19 protein-coding genes are annotated in these 22106 nt (G+C 35.7%); 4 read left to right on the top strand and 15 right to left on the bottom strand.

Features of this window, described 5'->3' with window-relative positions; all coding sequences use genetic code 11:
• Positions 1 to 8 precede the first annotated feature (8 nt).
• Together ACZ1GR_RS01360 and ACZ1GR_RS01355 are read right to left on the bottom strand one after the other, a co-directional pair.
• Positions 9 to 839, bottom strand: coding sequence for a DUF2490 domain-containing protein (locus ACZ1GR_RS01360; RefSeq protein WP_472610475.1), 831 nt, complete (start codon positions 837 to 839; stop codon positions 9 to 11).
• Between the two features lie 3 nt (positions 840 to 842).
• Positions 843 to 2813: a hypothetical protein gene (locus ACZ1GR_RS01355; protein ID WP_472610474.1), complete on the bottom strand. Its 1971-nt coding sequence runs from the start codon at positions 2811 to 2813 to the stop codon at positions 843 to 845.
• A gap of 245 nt (positions 2814 to 3058) precedes the next feature.
• Between ACZ1GR_RS01355 and ACZ1GR_RS01350 the strand changes: the two genes are divergently transcribed.
• Positions 3059 to 4579 carry an alpha-L-fucosidase gene (locus tag ACZ1GR_RS01350; protein ID WP_472610473.1) on the top strand — a complete coding sequence of 507 codons (1521 nt, stop codon included), beginning with the start codon at positions 3059 to 3061 and terminating at the stop codon, positions 4577 to 4579.
• Between the two features lie 190 nt (positions 4580 to 4769).
• Positions 4770 to 7994 (top strand): two-component regulator propeller domain-containing protein, encoded by a 3225-nt coding sequence (locus ACZ1GR_RS01345; RefSeq protein WP_472610472.1) that lies wholly within the window; start codon positions 4770 to 4772, stop codon positions 7992 to 7994.
• Between the two features lie 26 nt (positions 7995 to 8020).
• Here ACZ1GR_RS01345 and ACZ1GR_RS01340 read toward each other — a convergent pair whose 3' ends face one another.
• The 5 genes from ACZ1GR_RS01340 to ACZ1GR_RS01320 form a co-directional block, all read right to left on the bottom strand.
• The gene (locus ACZ1GR_RS01340; RefSeq protein WP_377764989.1) at positions 8021 to 8479 is read right to left on the bottom strand and encodes a cold-shock protein; all 459 of its coding nucleotides are present in this window, start codon (positions 8477 to 8479) and stop codon (positions 8021 to 8023) included.
• A 105-nt stretch (positions 8480 to 8584) separates the two neighbouring features.
• A complete protein-coding gene (locus tag ACZ1GR_RS01335; RefSeq protein WP_350288465.1) occupies positions 8585 to 8776 on the bottom strand; it encodes a cold-shock protein in 192 nt (63 codons plus the stop codon).
• Between the two features lie 138 nt (positions 8777 to 8914).
• Positions 8915 to 10051 carry an MBL fold metallo-hydrolase gene (locus ACZ1GR_RS01330; RefSeq protein WP_472610471.1) on the bottom strand — a complete coding sequence of 379 codons (1137 nt, stop codon included), beginning with the start codon at positions 10049 to 10051 and terminating at the stop codon, positions 8915 to 8917.
• 8 nt (positions 10052 to 10059) lie between these two features.
• The gene (locus ACZ1GR_RS01325) at positions 10060 to 11268 is read right to left on the bottom strand and encodes a PQQ-dependent sugar dehydrogenase (RefSeq protein ID WP_472610470.1); all 1209 of its coding nucleotides are present in this window, start codon (positions 11266 to 11268) and stop codon (positions 10060 to 10062) included.
• Positions 11265 to 12200 carry a sugar phosphate isomerase/epimerase family protein gene (locus tag ACZ1GR_RS01320; RefSeq protein ID WP_472610469.1) on the bottom strand — a complete coding sequence of 312 codons (936 nt, stop codon included), beginning with the start codon at positions 12198 to 12200 and terminating at the stop codon, positions 11265 to 11267. The genes ACZ1GR_RS01325 and ACZ1GR_RS01320 overlap by 4 nt, the downstream gene beginning before the upstream one ends.
• 39 nt (positions 12201 to 12239) lie before the next feature.
• On the opposite strand from ACZ1GR_RS01320, the gene ACZ1GR_RS01315 reads away from it, so the two are divergent.
• Complete coding sequence (locus ACZ1GR_RS01315; RefSeq protein WP_472610468.1) at positions 12240 to 12821, top strand: pseudouridine synthase; 582 nt, start codon at positions 12240 to 12242, stop codon at positions 12819 to 12821.
• A gap of 77 nt (positions 12822 to 12898) precedes the next feature.
• On the top strand, positions 12899 to 13294 hold the full coding sequence (locus ACZ1GR_RS01310) for a hypothetical protein (RefSeq protein ID WP_472610467.1): 396 nt from the start codon (positions 12899 to 12901) through the stop codon (positions 13292 to 13294).
• Between the two features lie 8 nt (positions 13295 to 13302).
• Here ACZ1GR_RS01310 and ACZ1GR_RS01305 read toward each other — a convergent pair whose 3' ends face one another.
• The 8 genes from ACZ1GR_RS01305 to ACZ1GR_RS01270 all read right to left on the bottom strand — a co-directional run bounded on the left by ACZ1GR_RS01305 (position 13303) and on the right by ACZ1GR_RS01270 (position 21950).
• Complete coding sequence (locus tag ACZ1GR_RS01305) at positions 13303 to 13761, bottom strand: DUF4251 domain-containing protein (protein ID WP_472610466.1); 459 nt, start codon at positions 13759 to 13761, stop codon at positions 13303 to 13305.
• 157 nt (positions 13762 to 13918) lie between these two features.
• Complete coding sequence (locus ACZ1GR_RS01300; RefSeq protein WP_472610465.1) at positions 13919 to 14677, bottom strand: LytR/AlgR family response regulator transcription factor; 759 nt, start codon at positions 14675 to 14677, stop codon at positions 13919 to 13921.
• A gap of 11 nt (positions 14678 to 14688) precedes the next feature.
• Positions 14689 to 15714, bottom strand: coding sequence for a histidine kinase (locus tag ACZ1GR_RS01295; protein ID WP_472610464.1), 1026 nt, complete (start codon positions 15712 to 15714; stop codon positions 14689 to 14691).
• Positions 15711 to 16748, bottom strand: a complete 1038-nt coding sequence (locus tag ACZ1GR_RS01290) for a sensor histidine kinase (protein ID WP_472610463.1) — start codon at positions 16746 to 16748, stop codon at positions 15711 to 15713. Before ACZ1GR_RS01290 ends, ACZ1GR_RS01295 begins: the two co-directional genes overlap by 4 nt.
• A 90-nt stretch (positions 16749 to 16838) precedes the next feature.
• Positions 16839 to 18293 (bottom strand): hypothetical protein, encoded by a 1455-nt coding sequence (locus tag ACZ1GR_RS01285; RefSeq protein ID WP_472610462.1) that lies wholly within the window; start codon positions 18291 to 18293, stop codon positions 16839 to 16841.
• Positions 18294 to 18437: 144 nt separating this feature from the next.
• A complete protein-coding gene (locus tag ACZ1GR_RS01280; RefSeq protein ID WP_472610461.1) occupies positions 18438 to 19355 on the bottom strand; it encodes an EamA family transporter in 918 nt (305 codons plus the stop codon).
• Between the two features lie 64 nt (positions 19356 to 19419).
• The gene (locus ACZ1GR_RS01275) at positions 19420 to 20610 is read right to left on the bottom strand and encodes a Gfo/Idh/MocA family protein (protein ID WP_472610460.1); all 1191 of its coding nucleotides are present in this window, start codon (positions 20608 to 20610) and stop codon (positions 19420 to 19422) included.
• Between the two features lie 26 nt (positions 20611 to 20636).
• Positions 20637 to 21950: an alpha/beta hydrolase family protein gene (locus tag ACZ1GR_RS01270; RefSeq protein WP_472610459.1), complete on the bottom strand. Its 1314-nt coding sequence runs from the start codon at positions 21948 to 21950 to the stop codon at positions 20637 to 20639.
• Positions 21951 to 22106: the final 156 nt, after the last annotated feature.

The following is a 22106-nucleotide window of genomic DNA, read 5'->3' as shown; positions in this document are numbered from 1 at the left end:
GTTAAAGCCTAATCGTTTAGATGTATTGATGGTAATTTATTTTTTACCTTTCTGAAGTCAGGTGAGAAATACACATGGCAGCGTATGGTCCAATTTTGTTTGAACTCGCCGGCATTCTCTAGCGTTTGCCCTTGAGAATACATTGCCCCCGCCGCTATGGTCAACCGTGGTGTTAAAATATATCCTAGGGTGGTAGTTAAACGTAAGTCTTCCATAACACTGCCCACAACAGCCTTTCCACTTTGCATGATCAACTCGGTTTCAGGGGAGACATAAAGTGTTTTAGGAGCAAGTTCATCATTGTTCAATGGAATTTTAGCCCTAAACATATAGCGCCACCTATTACGGAATATATATTCGCTGTTTTCTTCGAACCCTTGTGTCCATCTATGCTCTATTCGTATACGATGGTAGACCATGGCACTATACACGGGCATCGCAAATTGATATTGGTGCCAAATTCGAAATTCGGGTACTACGTTACGGTCCGTAGAATTTTCATCGGTATTGAAATTAATCCGCATGACACCGCCCAATGCCGCATTGATTTTTTTATTGTAAATATACCCCAAGGCATGGCGATTGTAAATCTGACCTACTTGGCCAATGAAAGGTGTAGCATCGGTTTCTTCAAATCTAAAATGTGTTTGTGCCACCCAAAACAAACGCTTTGAAATTCTAATGTTACCATAAGTGTTAAGCCACACCCTGGTCTTTGGGTCTTTGAACTTTGATTCAGCAGGAAGGAATTCTCCATCGATATCTTGGGCTATTGCCAGATTACAGGCTATTACGCCTAACAGAAATGCGGTGAATATGGAACTAAAAGTGTTTCTCATAGACTAGTGCTCTTCTGTTATGGATTGAAGCCCAAATAAATACAAGACTTTAGATGGGTCTGTTTCTTTTCTCAGCTTGCGTTCTAATTTCGAGGTGTTCTCGACCCTGAGTTCCAGCATGCGTTGATAGGTTTCTTTCATTGAGTTATTCAATGTTTTCACCTTTTTGCAATCGAATTCCGTTTGTGCCTGCGTCAAGAAATAGGGAATCAAAACTTTTTTGTAAGCGGATGTTATTCTCTTTTTCACCTCCTCATCCATAAGGTTTGCCATAAATGGATTCCAAATACGGTCTTTGTACTTTTCTTTGATAAGTTGTTCTTGCTCTGGAAGGTTTGTAATGTTTTTAGCCAACACATTTAATTCATCAAAGCATGATGAGAGTTCTCTAGCCTTTGTAAGTTTTGCTTCTGTTTCTTTCATTGAAGCGTATGAACTTAAGGCATTATCAGCATGTTTTTTTAAAGTATCGAGTGCTCTTTTATATGATGACGGCATATTAGTACTGGCTGCAGAGTCGATACGGCTATGCAACTCTTGTTGTTTAACGATCAACTGTTCTTCAATACCAATGAGTTCTTGCTGTCGCCTATCCTTGGTAAGCCGTTTGTCTAACTTGCGTTTTATGGCATTAAGACTTTTAGCGGCATAATTGCTTATCTGAACCAAGCTTGCCAAATTATTACCTGAAAAATTGAATTGCTCTTTGTCGTCTGAACTAAATGAACGCTTTTTATTTAGGCTATCTAAGTTGATAATGGCCTCAATAGTCGTTGAAGGTTTTCCTGCAGGCCAAAGTTTTTGAATGACTTGCGGCATTGGTGCAAATTCAAGAACACCTTGATGGTGATATTGTAATATTCTTCCAAGTGGTCTTAGAAATTCCTTTTCAATTTTTTTGATTATTTCATAATGAAATGCGGCATTTTCATCGGATAATCTTAAAATATTGAGCTGTGTATCCTTTAAAAATAAAGCGTTTATTTCATCTGCTCCGGTATAATTCTCTAGTACCGATTTCAGTTGTTCGCTTTCTTCGGCGGTCAGTTGAAAATAAGGCACTTTAACTTTGAATTCTGGAAGGAAGGCTGACTCTCCTAGTGCTGAAAGAATCGTATCTATTTTCTTGTAATAGCCTGCATTTTGAGCCAATAATTGCTTCATCTTCCCTCCTACTTCATTTTCTTGGTCAGAGCTTGCGAATAGATATACTTTTAGGGCTTGAATATATTTTTCATCAAGATTTATGATTTTTGTATTGCCTGAATAAGCGCCATAGATCTTTGTGGTTTTACTAGTGCCATCTACTTCTAGCGTGATTTGTTTTAATAAACCATTTGAAAAAGTCCAGTTCTCTGAAGCGCCTAGGCCAAAGGAATCATAAAGTGACCATTCATCATGTGCCAATCCGTTCCTTAAAAAACGACCCGCTAGAACCAAGCTATCGTTCTCTATGCGAAAACTTTTTTGCGGAATTCCTTTATCGAATTCAATACTGCTTTTAAAAAGGGTCTGGGCTATTTTAGAATCTACGATTTGGTTTACGGTGTAGGCCCAAGAACCGTCAGGTTTTCCTCTTAATATAGTACCCGAGGCCTCTTCTTGAACACCACTAATAGCAACTCGATATTGGTAATCTATTACTTGAGATTCATTGTTGGATTGAAACTCGCCGAACTGAAATTTCCAATCTCCATTGGGGTAATTGTTTTGAAAACTACCTGAAAAATCAAATGAATAATCCTGTTTTTGAAGCAGCGCATCAAGATTGGCCTTTTTTAGACTAAAGTTTCCATCTAATAGGGTATCACCGTCTATGATTTTATAACTGTAATCGGCATCCCCTTTGTATTTGCCAACTGAAAGTGTTCCCTGATAACGCTTGTTTTCTTGTGCTGTCGTTATATAGCAGAAAAAAACTAAAAACAGAACTCTTAAAATTAACGTATTAAAACTATGGTTCGCTAGATACACAAATCAACAATGAAAGTTAGTTCATTACTGATACGGTTGAAATACCTATTTAGATGTTTTCGAAAGTATTTATTCATAAAACTGTTTTGAAATAGGGCCTGATCTTGTCCTTTTCTATCTTTCAATACTACAAATGATCAAATCTGTACTAGGCTTTATATAATTACTTTCAAAGCTAAGCGCGATGCACTAATATTATGAGACCAAAAAGAACTCTTTATGTCGTTCTTCTAAATTTCTACACTATGAGGTGCCTTGTTTTTGTATTTTTTTTGATTTCTATTTTTTATGGCTGTAGCGATTCTAAGCATACTACCGCTGAAACCAAACCACAAAAACTAGTGTATGAACCCACTTGGGAATCTTTAAAAAAGCACAATGCTTCCCCAGAATGGTTGAAAGACGCCAAATTTGGTATTTATTTTCACTGGGGAGTGTACTCCGTTCCAGCCTATGGAAATGAGTGGTATGCGAGACACATGTATGTTCCTGGGCGCAAAGAATTTGATTATCATAAAGCAAATTACGGTGACCAAAGCGAGTTTGGGTACCATCACTTTATCCCCCAGTTTACCGCTGAAAATTTTAATGCCGAAGAATGGGCCAGAATATTCAAAAATGCCGGAGCACGTTTTGCAGGGCCGGTTGCACAACACCATGATGGCTTTGCGATGTGGGATAGTGAAGTGAACCCATGGAATTCTGCCGATATGGGACCTAAAAAGGATATAACCGGAGCGCTTTCAAAAGCACTAAAAAAGAACGATTTAAAGTTGATTACAACATTTCACCACGCTAAGAACAACCAGAGAAACAGGGACAATCCTAAGAAATGGGACTCTTGGGATAGTCATTTTCCCTACAACCCCAAATGGCACACCAGTTCAGAAGACCCTAAACTTTCTAAACTATATGGAATGATACCTGAAAAGGATTTTGACCAATATTGGTTCGATCAAGTAAAGGAAGTCATCGATCAATATAATCCAGATATGATATGGTTTGATACTTGGTTTAATTCAATAGATACCAAAAAAGTTCAAGAGATGTCTAGCTATTATTATAACCAGGCCAATGATAAAAAGCAGGATGTAACTATCGGTTACAAGCAGGCAGATTTACCTAAAGAAGTAGGTATAAAGGATATCGAACAAGGAGGGCGTCGTGAATTGGGTGAAAGACTTTGGATGACCGATATCACCTTGAGCAATAAATCTTGGTGTTATGTGCAAGGCCAGACCTATAAAAGTCCTGATTTGGTTGTACGTAACATGATCGATGTATTTAGTAAAAATGGTGTGGTCTTGTTAAATATATCACCAATGGCCAATGGGTCGATACCTGAAGAACAATTGACCGTTCTTAAAGAAATTGGCGCTTGGATGAAAACACATGCAGAGGCTATATATGAAACCCGACCTTACACCCTGTTCGGTTTTGGCCCGGCAATAGCTGAAGACGGACATTTTGGTGGCCAATCGGCAACCGTTTCCTACACCGCTGAAGATGTCAGGTTTACACAATCAAAAGATGGAAAAACAGTATATCTTTTTATGTTAGGCAAGCCAAAACCAGGAGAAGTCGTCAACTTGCCATTATTCTCTAAGCGTAGGTACCTGCCTGGCAGTCCGATCAAGCGAATTACAATTTTAGGTTATGATGATGAAGTAAAATATGATAGCTCGAGCTATAAGGATTTCTTTCTAACAATTCCAGAATATGGGGGCAACGATATTGCAACAGTATTCAAAATTGAATTAGATTAAAATATGTACTCTGTATTGTTTGTGACGCTTGTACCATAAAACATCTAAGGTCAAATAGACGGTTATTTTGAATATTGACTTTATTAGAATGGTAAACCACAAATAATTGATGTTTGTCAACAAAAGTTGCTGGGGTATAGTGCTTTAAAATATATTTGAAGGTAAATTCTTACAATATAAAAAGCATTCAATGAAACCCCCCTCTTTTCTTAAAAGTTTGCCTCTCTTAATTGCTTTTATAGCTGCATCCATAACTGCCCAAGATATTCAAGACAAGTTATCTTTTCAACATATTCTTAGTGGTATGTCGCAAAGTTCAGCGACAGTCATTTTTGAAGATAGTAATGGTTTTTTATGGCTCGGTACCCCGAACGGTATAAACAGATATAATGGAACTGAATTTCGGGTATTCGAAAAAGCTTATGATGGCAATACAGGGCTTTCTAATGGTTATATAAAAAGTATTTACGAAGATTCAGATAAACTCTTATATATTGGCACAAATAGCGGATTGAATACATACGATAAGTACTTAGATGCTATTAAACCGTATGATTTTATTGGTGATGGAAAACAGATTGCATCAAATATTATTAATACGATTACCAAAATCGGCGACCATCTTTTTCTTGGTACTGCAGAAAACGGCTTATACAGGTATAATATCCAGTCAGGTGAAACAGAGCGATTATCTTTTTCCGAACCTACCAAGGCCCTTCCAAATGATAATTACATTGTTGATGTTTTTGAATTTGAAGATGACAAGATAGTCTTGGTGACGCAGGCATCTGTCTATCTTGTGGATAAGGAGTTAAATAAATCCAAGATTTTCAGTGATACAGAATTTTACAAAAGTGCACTTAAAATCGATGATACCTCACTATTAATTGGTTCAAGAGAAGGCAATTTGCTGAAATTAAACATTGAGAACAATGAAATTTCAGAGGTAAACCATATTAAACTAAGTACTGGCTATGCCGTGTTGGATATGGAGAAAGATGCTAAGGGCAATGTCTGGATTGGAACAGAAAATCAAGGTCTCTTCATTTATTCTTTGAATACGGATAGTATCTCAAACCATAAATCAAACTTCAAAAAACCAAATTCCATTTCAAATAATTCTATATGGTCATTGTGCAAAACAAAAAATGGGGTTATGTGGATGGGGCCGTTTAAAAAAGGATTAAGCTTTTATGACCCATCATTTTATAAATTCGACAGCTTTGCTTTAGACCCTTTTGATACAAATTCATTAAGTAATAACATTGTGAACTGTTTCAGCGAAGACGAAAAAGGTAATATTTGGATCGGTACTGACGGCGGCGGTTTGAACTATTGGAATAGGTCGAACAATCGGTTCACCCATTTTTCTTTGAATAATGGAAAGTTGAACACTAATGTTATTCTATCCATACTTCCTAACATCGATGGTAAGTTATGGTTGGGTTCATGGGCCGGTGGAATTACCATTTTTGACCCAAAAGATTTCACTTATGAAAATATGACAATTAAAAATTCCTTTTTAGCATCGGACAATGTGATGGATCTGTTGCAAGACAGGGAAGGCAATATATGGATTGCGACACTTTTTGGTGGTTTACAGATTTATAATCCAGCCACAAAAAAACATGAGACGATTAAGTTAAAATCGAATATCGACGGTAAAGAGGCAACATCTGTAGCGAGGTTAATGGAAGACAATGATGGGGCCTTATGGGTAGGTACCCAAACAATGGGCGTTTTTAAGGTAACTAAAAAGAATACAGAATGGGATATTGAACAATTTCATAGTAAAGATGAAGAAAGAACCTTAAGCAATGATTTTGTAAATACCATTTTACAAGATGATTTTGGGAATATTTGGGTAGGTACCTTGTCTGGGCTTAACAAATACCTTCCTCTAGAAAATAGATTTAAAATAATAAACGAGAAAGATGGCCTAATCACTAATGTAATAAGTGGTATCGTACAGGCTGAGAATAGTCTTTGGTTGAGCACTGATAGTGGAATCATAAAGTACAACCTTGAAAATGAAAACTTTCTTAATTATGATATCTATGATGGCTTGCAAGGAAATGAGTTCAATGGAAATGCTTCTTTTAAAACCTATGACCATAAAATTTTGTTCGGGGGCAACAATGGTTTCAACCTATTCAGCCCAAAGCAGGCCAAAAAGAAAAAAGAGAATCTAGATATACTGCTTACCAAGCTTAAGATATTCAACAATACAATTCGGCCCAATGATGGTTCGGGAGTGCTGAAGAAAGATATTGCGATGGTAGATTCGATTACCCTTAGCCATGAGCATGCGGTTTTTGACCTTAGCTTTAGGGCACTTACATTAAAAGGCGCTGAAAAAGTAAACTACGCTTACTTTTTGGAAGGTTTGGAGACGGAATGGAATTATGTAGAAGATAAAAACTCTGCAACATACACCAACCTAAATCCTGGCAGCTACACTTTTCACATAAAATCTACTAACTCTGATGGTCTTTGGGGCGATACGGAAAAAAAATTGGTAATTACCATCATACCTCCTTTTTGGGCAACTTGGTGGTTCAAAACAGCACTTATAGTCGCTATTGCTTTGTTGGTATATCTCGTTTATTATATAAGAATACAAAATATTAAAAGAGATAAATTAAAACTAGAACAGCAGGTAGAAGATCGTACCAAAGAAATAAGAAATCAACAAAATAAGCTTAAGCAGGCGGCTGAAGAACTTTCGATAAAAAATGAAGAAATACAGCGATTTGCCTTTGCCGTATCGCATGATTTAAAAAGCCCATTGAACAGTATAGAGGTGATGGCCAACTTTATATCTGAAGATATTGATGAAAATGAACAACCGGAAACCACTCAGTATTTGACCTTTATCAATAAGTCTTGCGCTATCATGAAAAATCTTATAAGCGATATTACCGAAATTGCCAAGCTAGGTAAAATTGAAAATAAAAATGAGGTTTTAGATTCAAGTGAAATCATACAGACGGCAAGTAATATGGCAATAGGTCGCTTTAAACAACAAAAGGCAGAATTGATTATCGGTGAAAACTTACCAAAAATCTATGGCGATAGAAATCGATTGATACAAGTTTTCGAAAACCTAATCGATAATGCGATAAAATATATGGGAGACCAAGAAAAACCTGTAGTGGAGATTACCTCAAAGAATACCGCTCAATTTCATGAGTTTCTTGTTTCCGATAATGGTTCGGGTATGGGTGCTAAAGCTCTTGAAAAATTGTTCGGTCCGTTTCAACGTTTTCATACAAATACCGAGGGTACAGGTCTAGGATTGTACATGATTAAAAAGATAATCAATTCGCACAATGGGGCTATATGGGCGGAATCTGAAGGGAAAGGAAAGGGAACTACCTTTGTGCTTCAACTTCCTAGAGCAGAAGCTGCTTAAGGAAGTTATTAAAAGCCACTATTCGGTTACTTGACCAAAGTAACCTTAACCGCATTCATGCCTTTCATACCTTTTTCCAATTCAAAGGTAACTTTGTCGTTCTCGGCAATTTCGTCGATTAAGCCACTAACATGGCAAAAATACTTTTCTTGATTTTCAGCATCTATAATAAAACCAAATCCTTTTGAAGTATCAAAAAAGGAAACCTTACCGGTTCTTACCGGGTCAAATTCTTCAACATCTCCTTCTTCCTTTTTAGGAATTCCCAATACAATATCCTCTGCTTCAATTTCTACCTTCATGGTAGGGTCTGGCGGGGTATCTACAAGATTACCATTAAAATCTACATAAGCTAAGGGAATACCACCTCCATTTTCTTTGGCTTCTGCCCTACGCGCTTCTTTTTTCTTTTGTTTTTCTTCACGCCTTTTTAGACGTTTCTTTTCTTTTTCACTTTTACTATAGGTTTGCTGCGACTTTGCCATTTGTATATTTAGTTCTGTAAAGATATGTTAATTGGGCCCTAAGCTCCAAAACTAAAAAAGCCCATCTTTAAGATAGGCTTTTTATTAGACTTTAAAGTATATGTATTAGATAACTTTTACGTTTACTGCATTTAATCCTTTTTTGCCTTGTTCTAGATCAAACTCAACCTCGTCACCTTCGCGCACTTCGTCAATTAATCCAGATACGTGTACAAAGTGATCTTTGTCTACGCCTTCTTCAGTGATAAAACCAAAACCTTTAGTGTCATTGAAGAATTTTACTGTTCCTTTACTCATTGTAATGTAATTAAATTTATAATACTATTTGATTTGCAAAGATGGTGCCATTAAATTGATTTACAATTAATTAATTCAATAATCTTTATGTTTTTCTTTAAAAACACTTCTTTTTGGTGCCTATTGAATCTCTGTAAACTACTCTTGCCACCAATTTGAAGCATCATGCTCTTTTGCGCCAAGAATAATATTTTCACCAATTTGTGGCGTAATATGGCTTAGTTGAAGTTCTTCTGCCTTTATTTTAAAACGTCTAACCGGTTCTGTCCAGTCATGCAAAGCTAGTTTAAAAGTACCCCAATGAATAGGCATTACAAGTTTGGCTTTTAAATCTATTCCTGCTTTGGCCGTTTCTTCAGGAAACATGTGAATATCGGCCCACATCTCGTTATACTGTCCGCATTCTATCATGGCAAAGTCAAACGGTCCATAAACATTCCCTATTTCCTTAAAATGGGGCGCATACCCGCTATCCCCACTAAAAAAAAGCGATTCCGTTTTTGACTTAATTACCCAAGAGGCCCACAAAGTACTTTGTCTATTGTCAAATTTTCTTCCAGAAAAGTGCTGCGCTGGAGTACAGACAAATTGTAAATCCTTAAATACTTCACTCTCCCACCAGTCCAATTCTATAATTCGCTCTTTTTCAATTCCCCAGGCTTCTAAATGAGAACCAACACCAAGGGGCGTATAGAATATTTTTACTTTATCTTTTAGTTTTTTAATTGAAGGATAGTCTAAATGATCGTAATGGTCGTGTGATATCAAAACCGCATCAATTTTTGGCAATTTCTCAATAGCTATGGGCATTTCGCTATTGAACCGATTAGCACCCAATACATCAAGTGGTGCAGCAACTTTGCCGAACATAGGGTCTATTAGAATGTTCTTTTCATCTATTTGCAATAAAAAAGAAGAATGGCCAAACCATATTAAACGTGTATCACTTTTATAGTTGGCGATATTGGATGAATCTATTTTTTGTACGCTAATGTCTTTTGAAGGACTTCCGTTGGGGACTTTGGTAAAAAAGAATTTACGTGTTAAGCTTAAGGTTTCACTAAAACTTAATTCTTTGGGAACATCTTTTTTATTTATGAACTGACCATTTTTATAATTTTTGGATTTAGCAAATTCGAGTTTTTGTTCTTTTGAGACATCCCCGCCAAAGCTGGGATAAAAGCTAACAAAAAGGAAGTAAACCAGAATTAAAACCCCTACGATAGCTAGAATGGTCCAAAGCATACGTTTTAGATATTTTTTAAATCTTTTCAAAGAATGCTTTAAGAATTGGTTGCGCTTGCCATACTTCCGCCATCGTAGGTCACCCTATAGATCGCATCCCCGAAATCATCCGAAATCAACATGGAACCATCTTTTAAGAATAATAAATCTACGGGCCTACCAAATGCTTCTTGGGTTTCTTCATCTAACCATCCGTCTAAAAAAGTATCATAGTTTATGGCCACATTACCGTCTAAAGTAACCAAGCTTATTTTATAACCTACTTTTTTACTTCTGTTCCATGAACCATGTTCAGCAATAAAGGCCATGTTTTTGTATTTGCTGGGAAACATCGCACCGGTATTAAATTTTACTCCTAAAGGTGCAACATGTGCCCCCATTGCCTGCACTGGAGCAACAAAATCTGAACATGGGCGCTGATCACCGAACTCTGGGTCTTTTACCAAACCGCCATGGCAATACGGGTAACCAAAATGCTGACCAGCTTCGGACACCCTATTTAATTCACATGGGGGAATGTCATCTCCTAGCATATCCCTACCATTATCGGTAAACCAAAGTTCTTTAGTTTCGGGGTGCCAGGTAAACCCGACTGTATTTCTTACCCCTTGGGCATAGATTTCACGATTGCTGCCATCTGGGTCCATTCGTGTTATGGTCGCATATCTTTTATCAGAAACCGTTGAATCACAGATGTTACAAGGTGCTCCTACAGGCACGTATAACTTATCATCAGGTCCAAAGGCAATATACTTCCATCCATGATGAAATTCTGTAGGGTAATCATTATAGACTACTACTGGTTCGGGAACACTATCCAACTGTGCTTCAATATTATCGTATCGTAATAGCCTTCCTACTTCGGCTACATATAAAGAACCATTTCTAAAGGCAATACCGTTCGGTACTTCTAAAGTAGAGTCCAAAACCTTTATATGGTCTGCTTTATAATCTTTATCTAAGTCTTGTATGGCATAAACGGTCTTATCATTTCTGGTTCCTACAAACAAGGTTCCATCATCACCCATGGCCATAGAACGTGCCCCATCTATTTTATCGGCATATACCTCAATTTTAAAGCCTTCTGGTAATTTAAGTTTTTGAATTGGAAGTTCAGATATGGGTTCATCATACTGAACAATGGCTTTCTTTTCATCTTCTTTTGATTCTTTTTGCTTGCAAGAGTATCCTAAACATAGTAGAAATACAAAAACTAAAATACGGGTAGTATAAATCATTATTTTCATAAGTATTGTTGTAAATTGTTTTTAAAGTAAGCAGCGCTATCGGTTATACTTTGTATAGAATTATGGGCAAAATTACCGCCTTGTTCCAAATAATAATATTTTAAACCAGTTTGATCTAAATTGGCCAACATTTTTGTGTAATCTATAGCGCCATTACCAAGTTCTGTATAATCACGGGTAATTTTATCCATATCTTTTATATGCCACATTACAAAACGCTCGGGGTTTTTTGCTATTAGTTCTTCAGGGCTCAATTTTGAAGAATGCACGGCCCAATATAGGTCTAATTGTAATTTTACAAGGTTTGATTCCGTATTATTCATAATAATGTCATAGCCCATTTGACCATCTTCTTCAATAAACTCAAAATCGTGATTATGATATGCAAAACCTAAACCTGATTTATTTACTTGCTCCCCTATTCTATTTAATTTATCCGCTAGTATTTTAAAACTTTCAATGTTTCTATACTTTGGAGCCAACCATGGCCAGGTAATATAGCTCAGATTAAGTTTTTTTGCCCCTTTTATGCATTTGGAAACATAGGTGCTTAATTCATCATCAGATGCTTCAAAATAATCGGAAAAGCCATAATGACAACTAGAGGCAGTAAGTCCGATATCATCAATAATCTTTTTAAACCCAGTGGCGCTATGTCCATAATACGTTTCATCCACTGGATTAAAGCCATACAATTCTAAATCTTCATAACCCAGGTATTTGACGGTATTTAAACTTCCGATTAAATCTTTTTCCATCGCATCCCTAATGGTATACGCCTGAAGGCCCATCTTATAATTACGCATCTTCGTTGAAGATAAACAAGAAATGGGTAATAAAGTAGAAGCTGTCAGTAGCCCCGTTTGCTTTATAAAACCTCTTCTCAGCATATTTTTGATATTAAAAACGGAATTGCTTGTTGTCTTGTTCAAAAATACTGAAATTGTTTACGTATTGATTTTTAAAAGAGAATGTCTGCTATAATTCACAAACATTATAAATTTTACAAACCATTTGGGGTTTTGAGTCAGTTCTCTTCTAATAATCTTAAAGAATCTCAGAAGAAACAATTCTTGCCCAAACCCGAAAATATTCCTGATGGATTAATGCCCGTTGGAAGATTAGATGAAAAATCGGAAGGCCTCTTGCTATTTACAACCGATGGTAAATTAAGTGACCGAATAAATCGTTCCGGAATTGAAAAGGAATACTATGCGCAATTAGATGGGCTTATTACTCATAATGCAATCGTTCAATTATGTAAATGTGTTGAAATTGGATTTGAAGGAAAAAAATACTCCACAATGCCATGTATGGCAAAAGCAATAAAATCCCCTGAACTGTCTGAAGCGGACAAAAAACTCAGGATAGGAAGCCATCGGCCAAGTTCTTGGATAAGTATTACCCTTACAGAAGGTAAATTTAGACAGGTGCGAAAAATGACAGCCGCTGTCGGATTTCCTACGTTACGCCTCATCCGCATACGAGTCGGAACAATAACACTTTCTGGATTATCACCCGGTGGGTTTGAAGAACTCCCCGATTTAATTTAAGTATTTTCTAGGCAATGTAGTTCTACTTAATATTTATTAACTTAATTACCATTCTAAAATCCTCAAATTAGCTGACTATGAAATGTTATTTAAATACAATGATTGTCTTTCTAATGCTTGGCAGTCTAATGGTTTATTCGCAAACCTATAGCTCCCCGCAACAGAAAACCACTACAGGCGGTTTTGGAAATAGAGTGGAAACAAAGTCACCGAAAAAGGTAATTATTGACGGAAATAATTTTTATTTAGAATTGCCGGATGGAGGCGAATTATCTGGAACAATGACCTTTTGGAAGAAAATTGAGCTGGACGATGAAGTACGAACTATTTATGATATCGACGACGGTGGTAGACTATCTATAAATGATGACCTTGTCGGAGATTATGACCATATTTTTGTAAACCTTATGGGCACCGCTGCGAAAAAGACCTATACCTATTGGTTAACTGCAGGTAATAAGGGAGATGATTAAAAACTAAATCATTCAATAGTATCGATATTCCCACGATAAGCAATATTGGTGCGATGTGTGCTATTTATATTTATTGAAGCCTGCTTATTTGAAAAGATATTTATAGCAATTTGATAGTTCTCAATAGCTTGATTTGCCTGAAAGCGTAGCTCATATCTATTCTTCTTTTCATTGAAATCCATTGTTAAATCTTCAACTAAGCCATCTAAGACAATGCCAGTATCAGTACTCCCGTAATTGGAAGAAATTTGCCGCTCACCGTAGTAAGGTAATTGGGCTTTAATACTGTCACCTTTTATTCTAAGAAAATTGGCATTGCCTATTAAACTTATTTGGTTAGCATTATTCCCTGGCATGAATAAACCTGCGTTTGCAAGACTATTAAGGCTATTTGAAGGTAAAGGATAGGCCCAATCTGATTGAATTTCAAAAGATTTGCTTTTAACTAAAGTATGAAGTGATTCCATTTCTTTATCGGAATCGACTTGCTTTGAGCTGCTGCAACTTGCAATAAGAAAAAACAAGCTACATATAGTGAGGTAAAAAAACACTTTTGTCTTCATAGTATTCTAATTTATTAAAATACCGTCTCAAAAACTAAACCAGATTACAATTTAACAACATCTAATTGCCTTCGAACCACTTTTTAAAATCATGCACCTTTTCTCTACTTACCACAATTTCTTTTTCTATAGCAGGACTCAGGGTTAGTTTAAGTCTTCGGTTCGAGTAAAGCGTTACATCACTTATAGCATCTAATGCAACAATGAATCCTCTGTTTACTCTATAAAACAATTTGGGGTCTATCAGACCTTCTAATACTTCTAATTTATATTCAATAAGATATTCTTTCCCTTTTGATGTAAACAATGAAACATCTCGACCATCTGCTTGAAAGGCAATAATGTCCTCACTTGGTATAGACCGTATGTGGTTGCCTATTTTTACAAGAAATCTGTCTTTAAAAGTTTTTTGTGTGAGTTGTTCTAGCAATGGCTTATTATTTTCAATAGTAGAATATTGCTTTTGAAGATTATCCAATTTTTTAAGTGCTTGTGATAGTGCGGTAAAAGTAACCGGCTTAAGTAAATAATCGATACTGTTAACTTTAAAGGCATCTACGGCAAACTCATCAAATGCCGTTGTAAAAATGATAGGTTTATTGATGGACAATTGTGAAAATATTTCAAAACTAAGCCCATCACTTAGCTGTACATCCATAAAAAATAAGTCAACTGAAGACTTGTTTGCCGTAATCCACGGAATGGCTTCTTTTAAAGAACCTAGGGTCTTTAAAATTTCAATGGCGCTATTGTGTTTCAATAGATAGCGTGATAACTTTTCGGCTGCTAATGGTTCATCCTCAATAATTACAACTCTCATTTTGTTAACCTTTATTCAGTTTCATAATATAATTGGGGGAGAAATATAGATTTATAGATTCCATCTACGGCAATGCGTATATTTTGATCAGTATAAAATGAATAGCTTTTTAATATGTCTTGAACACTATCAATTGCAAAACTATCCCTTAGTTTTTCTTCAGGGTTGTAACTTATTTTTAATTCACCTTCTGACTCCTCAATGGAGATTATTAGTTTCTGGTTTTCTGAAACAACGGTGGTCTTAACAATGGTTTCTATAATTTGTAACAAGGTACAAGGAACAATAAAGCTGTTACCGCTTAATGAATTTTGTAAACTAACTTTTCTGTACGGTAGTTGATTTAATAATGCCACCAACTCTTCCAAAGTATACAGTTCTTCATTAATTGCTACTAGTTCATTGTTCTTTTTTGTGAGGATATATCTGTAAATAGAAGAAAAACGATCAGCTAAAGCTTCGGCCTTGTCTGCATCCTTTTTCATAAGTACAAGAAGTGCTTCGAGGCTTTCAAAAAGCAAATCAGGATTGATACCCTTTTTGAATTCTTTAAACGAATCTTCAATCGCTGCTTTCGCTTCTTTTTCTTTAGTTAGTTTTTCCGTATTTATTTTATGCAAATAATAATGGGCCACAAATAAGATTACATAAATTATAGTGATAAAAACAAAGATTGAATTGAAGACAAGTAGCTCCCTACTATTAGGTGTGAACAATAAAACATACTTAAAATACAAAATCATAGTTACTGTGACCAATACAATTGTAAGAAGCACAGAGGTGATTGTTTGCAATATTAATTTTGTTAAAAAAGACTTTGGCTTTTTAAAGCTCTTAAAAAACAGCAACGAATACCTGGAAAACTCTTGAATAATGTATGCTAAGCCTATGCAAACATAGAGCTCTTGCCCCAAAAAAGTGTCTTGGAGTTGATCGATGGTGTTATTGATTAAAAGTAAAAGCAGGTAAACCAGAACACCACTGAAGAGTGGACTTAACAACCTAAATAGTAGATGATGTACGAATAACTTTTTCATACTATTACAGGTAGTTTGACCGTGAAGCTTTCGTTATCTAAAATCGTAATCTTTTTACCCGTTAGTATCGCATACCTTGAGCTGATATTTTTTAATCCAAGTTTTGTAGACACGCTTTTCTTATTTGTTTTATCGGACTTTAGATTGGTTATAATCAATTCATTTCGCTCTCTGTACAATTTTACTTTTAGTGGATTCTCGTTATCAAAAAAATTATGCTTTGATGCATTTTCTATTAATAACTGCAATGTTAAAGGAGGGATATTTGTTTCTTGGGTTGAATCGTCTAATTCGACCATTAGGTCGAAACCATTCCCAAATCGGGTTTGAATTAACAATAAATAGGCATTTACAAAAGCAAGTTCTTCTTTAACTGTAACCAGGGTTGAATTATAAGTAGTTAATGTATAGTCGTATGATTTCGCCAAGGCTCTGATAAATAACTCCGCTAGCACGAGGTCTTTATGGAACAAAGAAGTAAGGACATTAATGCTATTAAATAGAAAATGTGGCCTTAATTGTGATTTAAGAACGTTCAGCTGAAGTTCTGCCTGTTTACGTTGTATGGCCAATTCTTTGACCTGTACTTTGGCAAAGTAATTATAAGAATACAGCGCAAAGTATATCACATTATAGATTATAGCTGCACAAAAAAGTAAAATGCCGATTTTAATGAATAAACTAGACTCGTTTTCAAATGAAAATTGGTAATCCATTACCACAGAATAAGACCAAAAGCCAAAAATTACTATGGAATAGCTTAGTATTAAATCCCAAATAACACCTGCTAAAATTCGGGTTCCTGGAAGTTTTTTAAAAGGTAATATTTGATTTAGCTTTGAGTTGGAATAATATACCCCATAGCTAACCAGCACTCCTAAAAAACCACTCAAATAGTATTCTAAATAACTTTGTGAGTCGTTAAACTTTATAAAGCTATAGATTAAAATTCCTGACAGAAAACCAATAAAAAGAATGCTGAGATGTTTTCTCACGGCTGGTCGGTAAAATATGGTTTGGTAGTTTAACTCCATATCACCAAAATAGACATAATCTTAGAATTATAAGGTGTCTATTTTGGAGATGTTAGAGCCGGTTTTTGATTGGTTGTTGTTTAAACTTAACTATTGAATTGCCCTTAGGGCTCTCCCATAGTGCGAAGATGAAGAAATGTCTTTGCAGGCAGCGGTATAGGCAGCCTTTACATCGCTATTAGAATTTCTAACCTTGGAAGCAAAACTTAAAAGACTTTCGGCTTTATGATGGTCAGAGCTTATATTGTTTGTGGCTTTAAGTATTTTAATCAATTGGACGGCTTCAAAGTCTTTTCTTGAAAGTTCTTTAAAAGTAGAAGCTTGATGAGCGTCTGAATCTATTTCTCTAAGGGCACTCAAATAGTTGGTCAGTGCATTGTTAGCTATATCTTGTTTGCTCGCTACTTGGCTTAAAACATTTGCTTGATGATAATCAGAATCCATCGTATCACCAACTAAGTCAAGAAGGTATGTCAACGAAGCCCCATCTATTTTGTTTCGTAATAGCTCAGAAAAGACACTTGCAATATGATGATCAGAATCCATATCACCAATTGAAGATAGTAAGGTATTGTAAACACTTTGAGGCATATCGTTCTTGTTTAAGGCCTGTTTTAAAACCGAAGCCTTATGATGGTCAGAATCAATATCTTTAGCTGTATTTACTAAAAGCTTCATATTTTCAGAATTTAAAGAACGTCTATTTAGAACCTCTTTCAATACCGAAGCTTTATGATGGTCAGAATCAATAGCTTTTGTTATCTGAAACAAGGCTTTAAGTTGTGTATCTGATATTTCACCATCTTTAATTGACCTTTTTAATACCTCGGCCTTATGATGATCAGAATCTATTTCTCCGGTAGCCCTGATATAGGCTGAAGTCGCGCCTTCGTAAGCTAAGAATTTTTTGGTGTGGGATTTGAGAATGCTTGCACTATGATGATCAGAATCTATATCGTCACCAATTGTATTTAAAACAGAAATTAAGTCCTTCTCTTTTAAATCTTTTTCTAATAATAACTTTAAATACCTAGATTTTACGTGTTCACTTGAAATATTACCTACCTCTTTCAACACCCTGTATGAACCACCTTCTTTGTAAAATCTATCAACTCTTTTCTCTGCACCTAAAGTCGCAGAGCGAACAACTTCCAGAAGAATTTCCGATAGCCATTTTTTTCCTTCAGCGTCAAAACTTTTTTGCGAACCTCCTACATAATATTTCTTAATTAAACGCCCAGAATTATCTGGTTCAATAAAAATCCTTCTTCTACTCCCAAATGCTGATTTCTTAATTTCCATGTAACCGTTATCGGAAATAGAAATCACATCGGTATCGTCATCAGAAAGTGTAATTTCCCCTTTATACTCTAAGGAAAAATTATTACCGAAACCGTTTTTAATGGAGACTGTAGTCTTGCCGCTACTAGAAATATTTACTGAAGTACTTCTTTTTTGCCCACTCACCGCCGTTGAACTGACTAGAAGTAATATGAATAGTAGTTTAATTAGAAATGAAGCGATGATTTTCGATAGTTGAATCATGATTGTTCGTTTTTTGATTGATAAATAAATGATTGATTGTTTTTGATTGACACGACAAATATGAGAAGTGTTGCCAACCAGAAAAAATAAAATGTAATCAATTGGACATTCTTTGTATTGAAATGTACATGAGATGAAAAACAGCTATTTCTTAAATCGTTCAAAAAGCACCAGCTTTTTCTTGGTATTTATAAAATATACCCCTGCCAAAAGTACGATGGCTGCTATAATGGACTGTACCGTAATTTTTTCATTTAAAAACAACCAGCCTAGAAACAAGGCCACTATAGGGTTTACATAGGTGTTTGTAGCGACCTTTTCGGGGGAAACATGTTTCAATAAAAAATTGAAGGATGTGAAAGCGATAATGCTGCCAAAGACAATTAACAAAACCATAGACCACTGGGTATCTGTTTGCCATGTATTTGGCAATGACCACGGTTCATTGAATACTAAACTCATAAATGCAAGTATAATACCTGCATTAAACATTTGAAAACCTGTATTTACGAAGTAATTCGATGGCAAATCCGCTTTTCGAACAAATAGACTGCCATAACCCCAAAAAAGCATTACTGAAAAAATCATTAGTATACCAATGATTGAATTTTCTTGTGCCAGAATTTCTTTTTGGCTGATCAATAAATAAATACCTATTACGCCTAAAACGACTCCAACAATAGACATGGGCTGAATCTTTTTCCCTTGTAGCACGTACATCATTATTAAAATCACCAAAGGCTGAGCAGACACCTCTAAAGCAGCAAAGCCGCTGTCAACATATTTTAAGGCCCAAACAGCAACACCATTGCCATAGCTTAAAAATAAGAAGCCTAAAAAAAGCGTGTTCAAGAATTGTTTTCGCGTGATCTTTAAAGAATGACCTAAAATACGAGCTATAATGAAAATTAAAATACCCGCAACTATAAAACGTATCGATGCTAAATAAAAGGGAGGTAATTCTGTTACCGCAATTTTGTTCAGTAAATAAGTGGAACCCCAAACTATATAAATTGAAATAAATGCTAAAATAATTAAGCTTTTGCTCGGTGATTCTTTCAAAACAGCTTGGGTATATTGTGTAAAATTAAACTCTTTTTATCAGCTTAATTCATAAGATTGGTGATTAGTTAGCGTCTATAATTTTTGTTTGTTCCTCATTAAACATGACCTTTTTTCCTTCCCAATAAGAAGAGACGGCTAGATGCGATGGTTTTACAGCATCTAAGCCGACTTGAATATTTGCAGAAGGTTTCTTGCCAGTTTTTATTGCATCGATAAAATTATATACATGTGCTAAATCTAAGTCTTCGGTGTTTTCATATACTATTTCTTTTCCAACATGAGGTCGGTAGATATACCCAGACCTAAAAACTTCAAGACTTCCTTTTGTCCCTTGAAATAAGACCGAATCGTGTGAGTTCTTTATTGGCAATACAGTACATTCAAAAGAAAAGTTCCAATTGTTATATTGTATGACAGAATTTACGGTGTCAGGGTTGCTTCTCCCATCTTTCAAGTAATAAATACCACCTGTGGTAACTGCATTAAGTGGATTTGTATCATTCATCATCCATTGTGCTACATCTACCCAATGAGTCAATAGGTCTGATAAGATTCCTGCTCCATATTCCTTATAATTTCGCCATGCATCATATCTTGCCCATTGATATGGTATTTTAGTAGATTCCCCTAAAAACGTGTTCCATTTGAAATTTTTTGGCTCAGGTCTTGAATCTATTTTTCTTCGTTGCCAACCAAAATCACTCCATACCGCTCTAGCAAAAACAATATTTCCAAGCATCTTAGAACTTTCAAAAAAATCTTCTTTGATTTGTTTGTACATATTGCCGCTACGTTGTTGGGTTCCGGTTTGACAAACCGAGCTTGAATTATTCAACGCTTTTTTCAGTGAATACCCTTCTTGATATTTTAAGGTGACTGGCTTTTCTAGATAGAGGTGCTTACCAGCTTTAACAATTTTTACCGCATAAGATTTATGCAGATGATCTGGGGAGGCCAAAAGAACTATATCGACATCCTTGTTGGACAAGACTTCATCAATGCTATATGTCTCCTTTAAATTATCTAGTTTTAAAAAGTCTTTGGTACGCTTCATTTGTTCGTCCCAAACGTCACATAGAATTATTGGCCTAAATATACCTGTCTCTAACATTTTTTTTAACATCCATCTACCCCTACGACCAGCTCCAACCAAAGCCACGCCCAATCTATCATTTGCACCAATAATATTGCTGTAAGATGCTGCGGATAATAGAGCTGCACCTGTGCCAATTACAAAATCTCTTCGCTTCATTAGGTTGATTATTTTAATTAGAGAAATTAATTTGGGGACTTATGTCTTAGTTCCATCCCGATAGAAGTTCTAGGTTTAAAACCTTTCCAATTACCACTACTGGCGTTTTGATCAAGATCTAGATAACTTTCAAAATCCTGATTTTTTAAATGTATCCCAAAAAATGCAGTTATAAAATGCTGATTAATATTATTGATTCTCCTCATATCCCAAACCGAATCTGCGTAACGCAGGTATTCATTGATATCAAGGCCCGAGGCCATGGTGGCGTCTGCGGGTGGATTAGGAGCTACATTATGCCTAGCATTTATGTAGGTTAGTAAATATCGGTCGCTATTCACTACTCCTTCATATATTACTTTTACCCCATTCTCATACATTGAAATATCATCTTCGCTTCCCGAAACTAAAAAGGTGGGTGTCTTTAATCCAGCAAGACCTTTTGCATCCCAAACCTCATTTGCCATACCCCATGGCGCTAATGCTACAAAGGCTTTTATCCTTGAATCAGTAAAATTTTTATATGCTTCACTATCCATCGTCCTTCCATCTAGTGCCGTATTGCCACCAGTAGCGGTTTTGTAAAACCCGATTGCCTTTGAGCTATAGCCAGCACCACAAGTGTTCAAACCCCCGTAACCTCCCATTGAATAACCGACTAGACCAGTTTGTGAAGTATTTACCCTGCCAGACAAAAATCCATTATTTGACAAATCTGAGAGCCTTGCTATCTCATTTAAAACGAATAACTGATCAAGAGATCTGTTCACCAAGGTACTGGTAAAGTTCGCTGCATCTTTATAGGTTGAATCGGTATGGTCGATTGAAACAACAACATATCCCTTTGAGGCCAAGTTTTCCGATAAATAGGTAAATAAAAACCTGGACCCAACATAACCATGAGATAGAATAATTAAGGGGTATTTTTCTTTAGAAATTACTATTTCAGCATCCCGAAGTGCCCTTCCTTTAAATGTGAAGGGTTTCAAAGGACGGTTTGGGTCACCATTTCTGCCCAGAACTTGTGTGTAGGATTCAATTTCTTTTGAATCATCTGGTATTACAGCGGGATACCAAACTTCAACCGTAATTGGACGGTCATATATAGGTGCTTCACCATTCTTAATATTCAAGATATCCAGTTGGTTTTTATTAATAAGTTTAATGGTGCGGACACCAACTCCGAAATCACCTCTTGCCGCCAATTCGGGAGCATCAGGTAAAGAGTCTCCGAATAGATAGGTATATGGTTCCGTGTTATTACTAGTTGCGTTCCAACCTACTATCACTAGAACAGATAAAATAAATAGAATAGAATAAAATTGTTTTCTGGTATTCATTTTGTTGTTTGATTATACTTTTAAAAATAGTAAACTTTAGCGTATAACTCTTATTATCAATTGCTTTTAAAGAATAACTTTCAAATACTGAAAAAAAACATAATATTTATTTGATATAAATTGCTTGATATGAAAAAAAACATAATATTTATTTGA

The sequence above is a fragment of the Croceitalea sp. W27 genome, from assembly GCF_055693185.1.
This window is presented reverse-complemented; position numbering and strand designations above follow the sequence as displayed.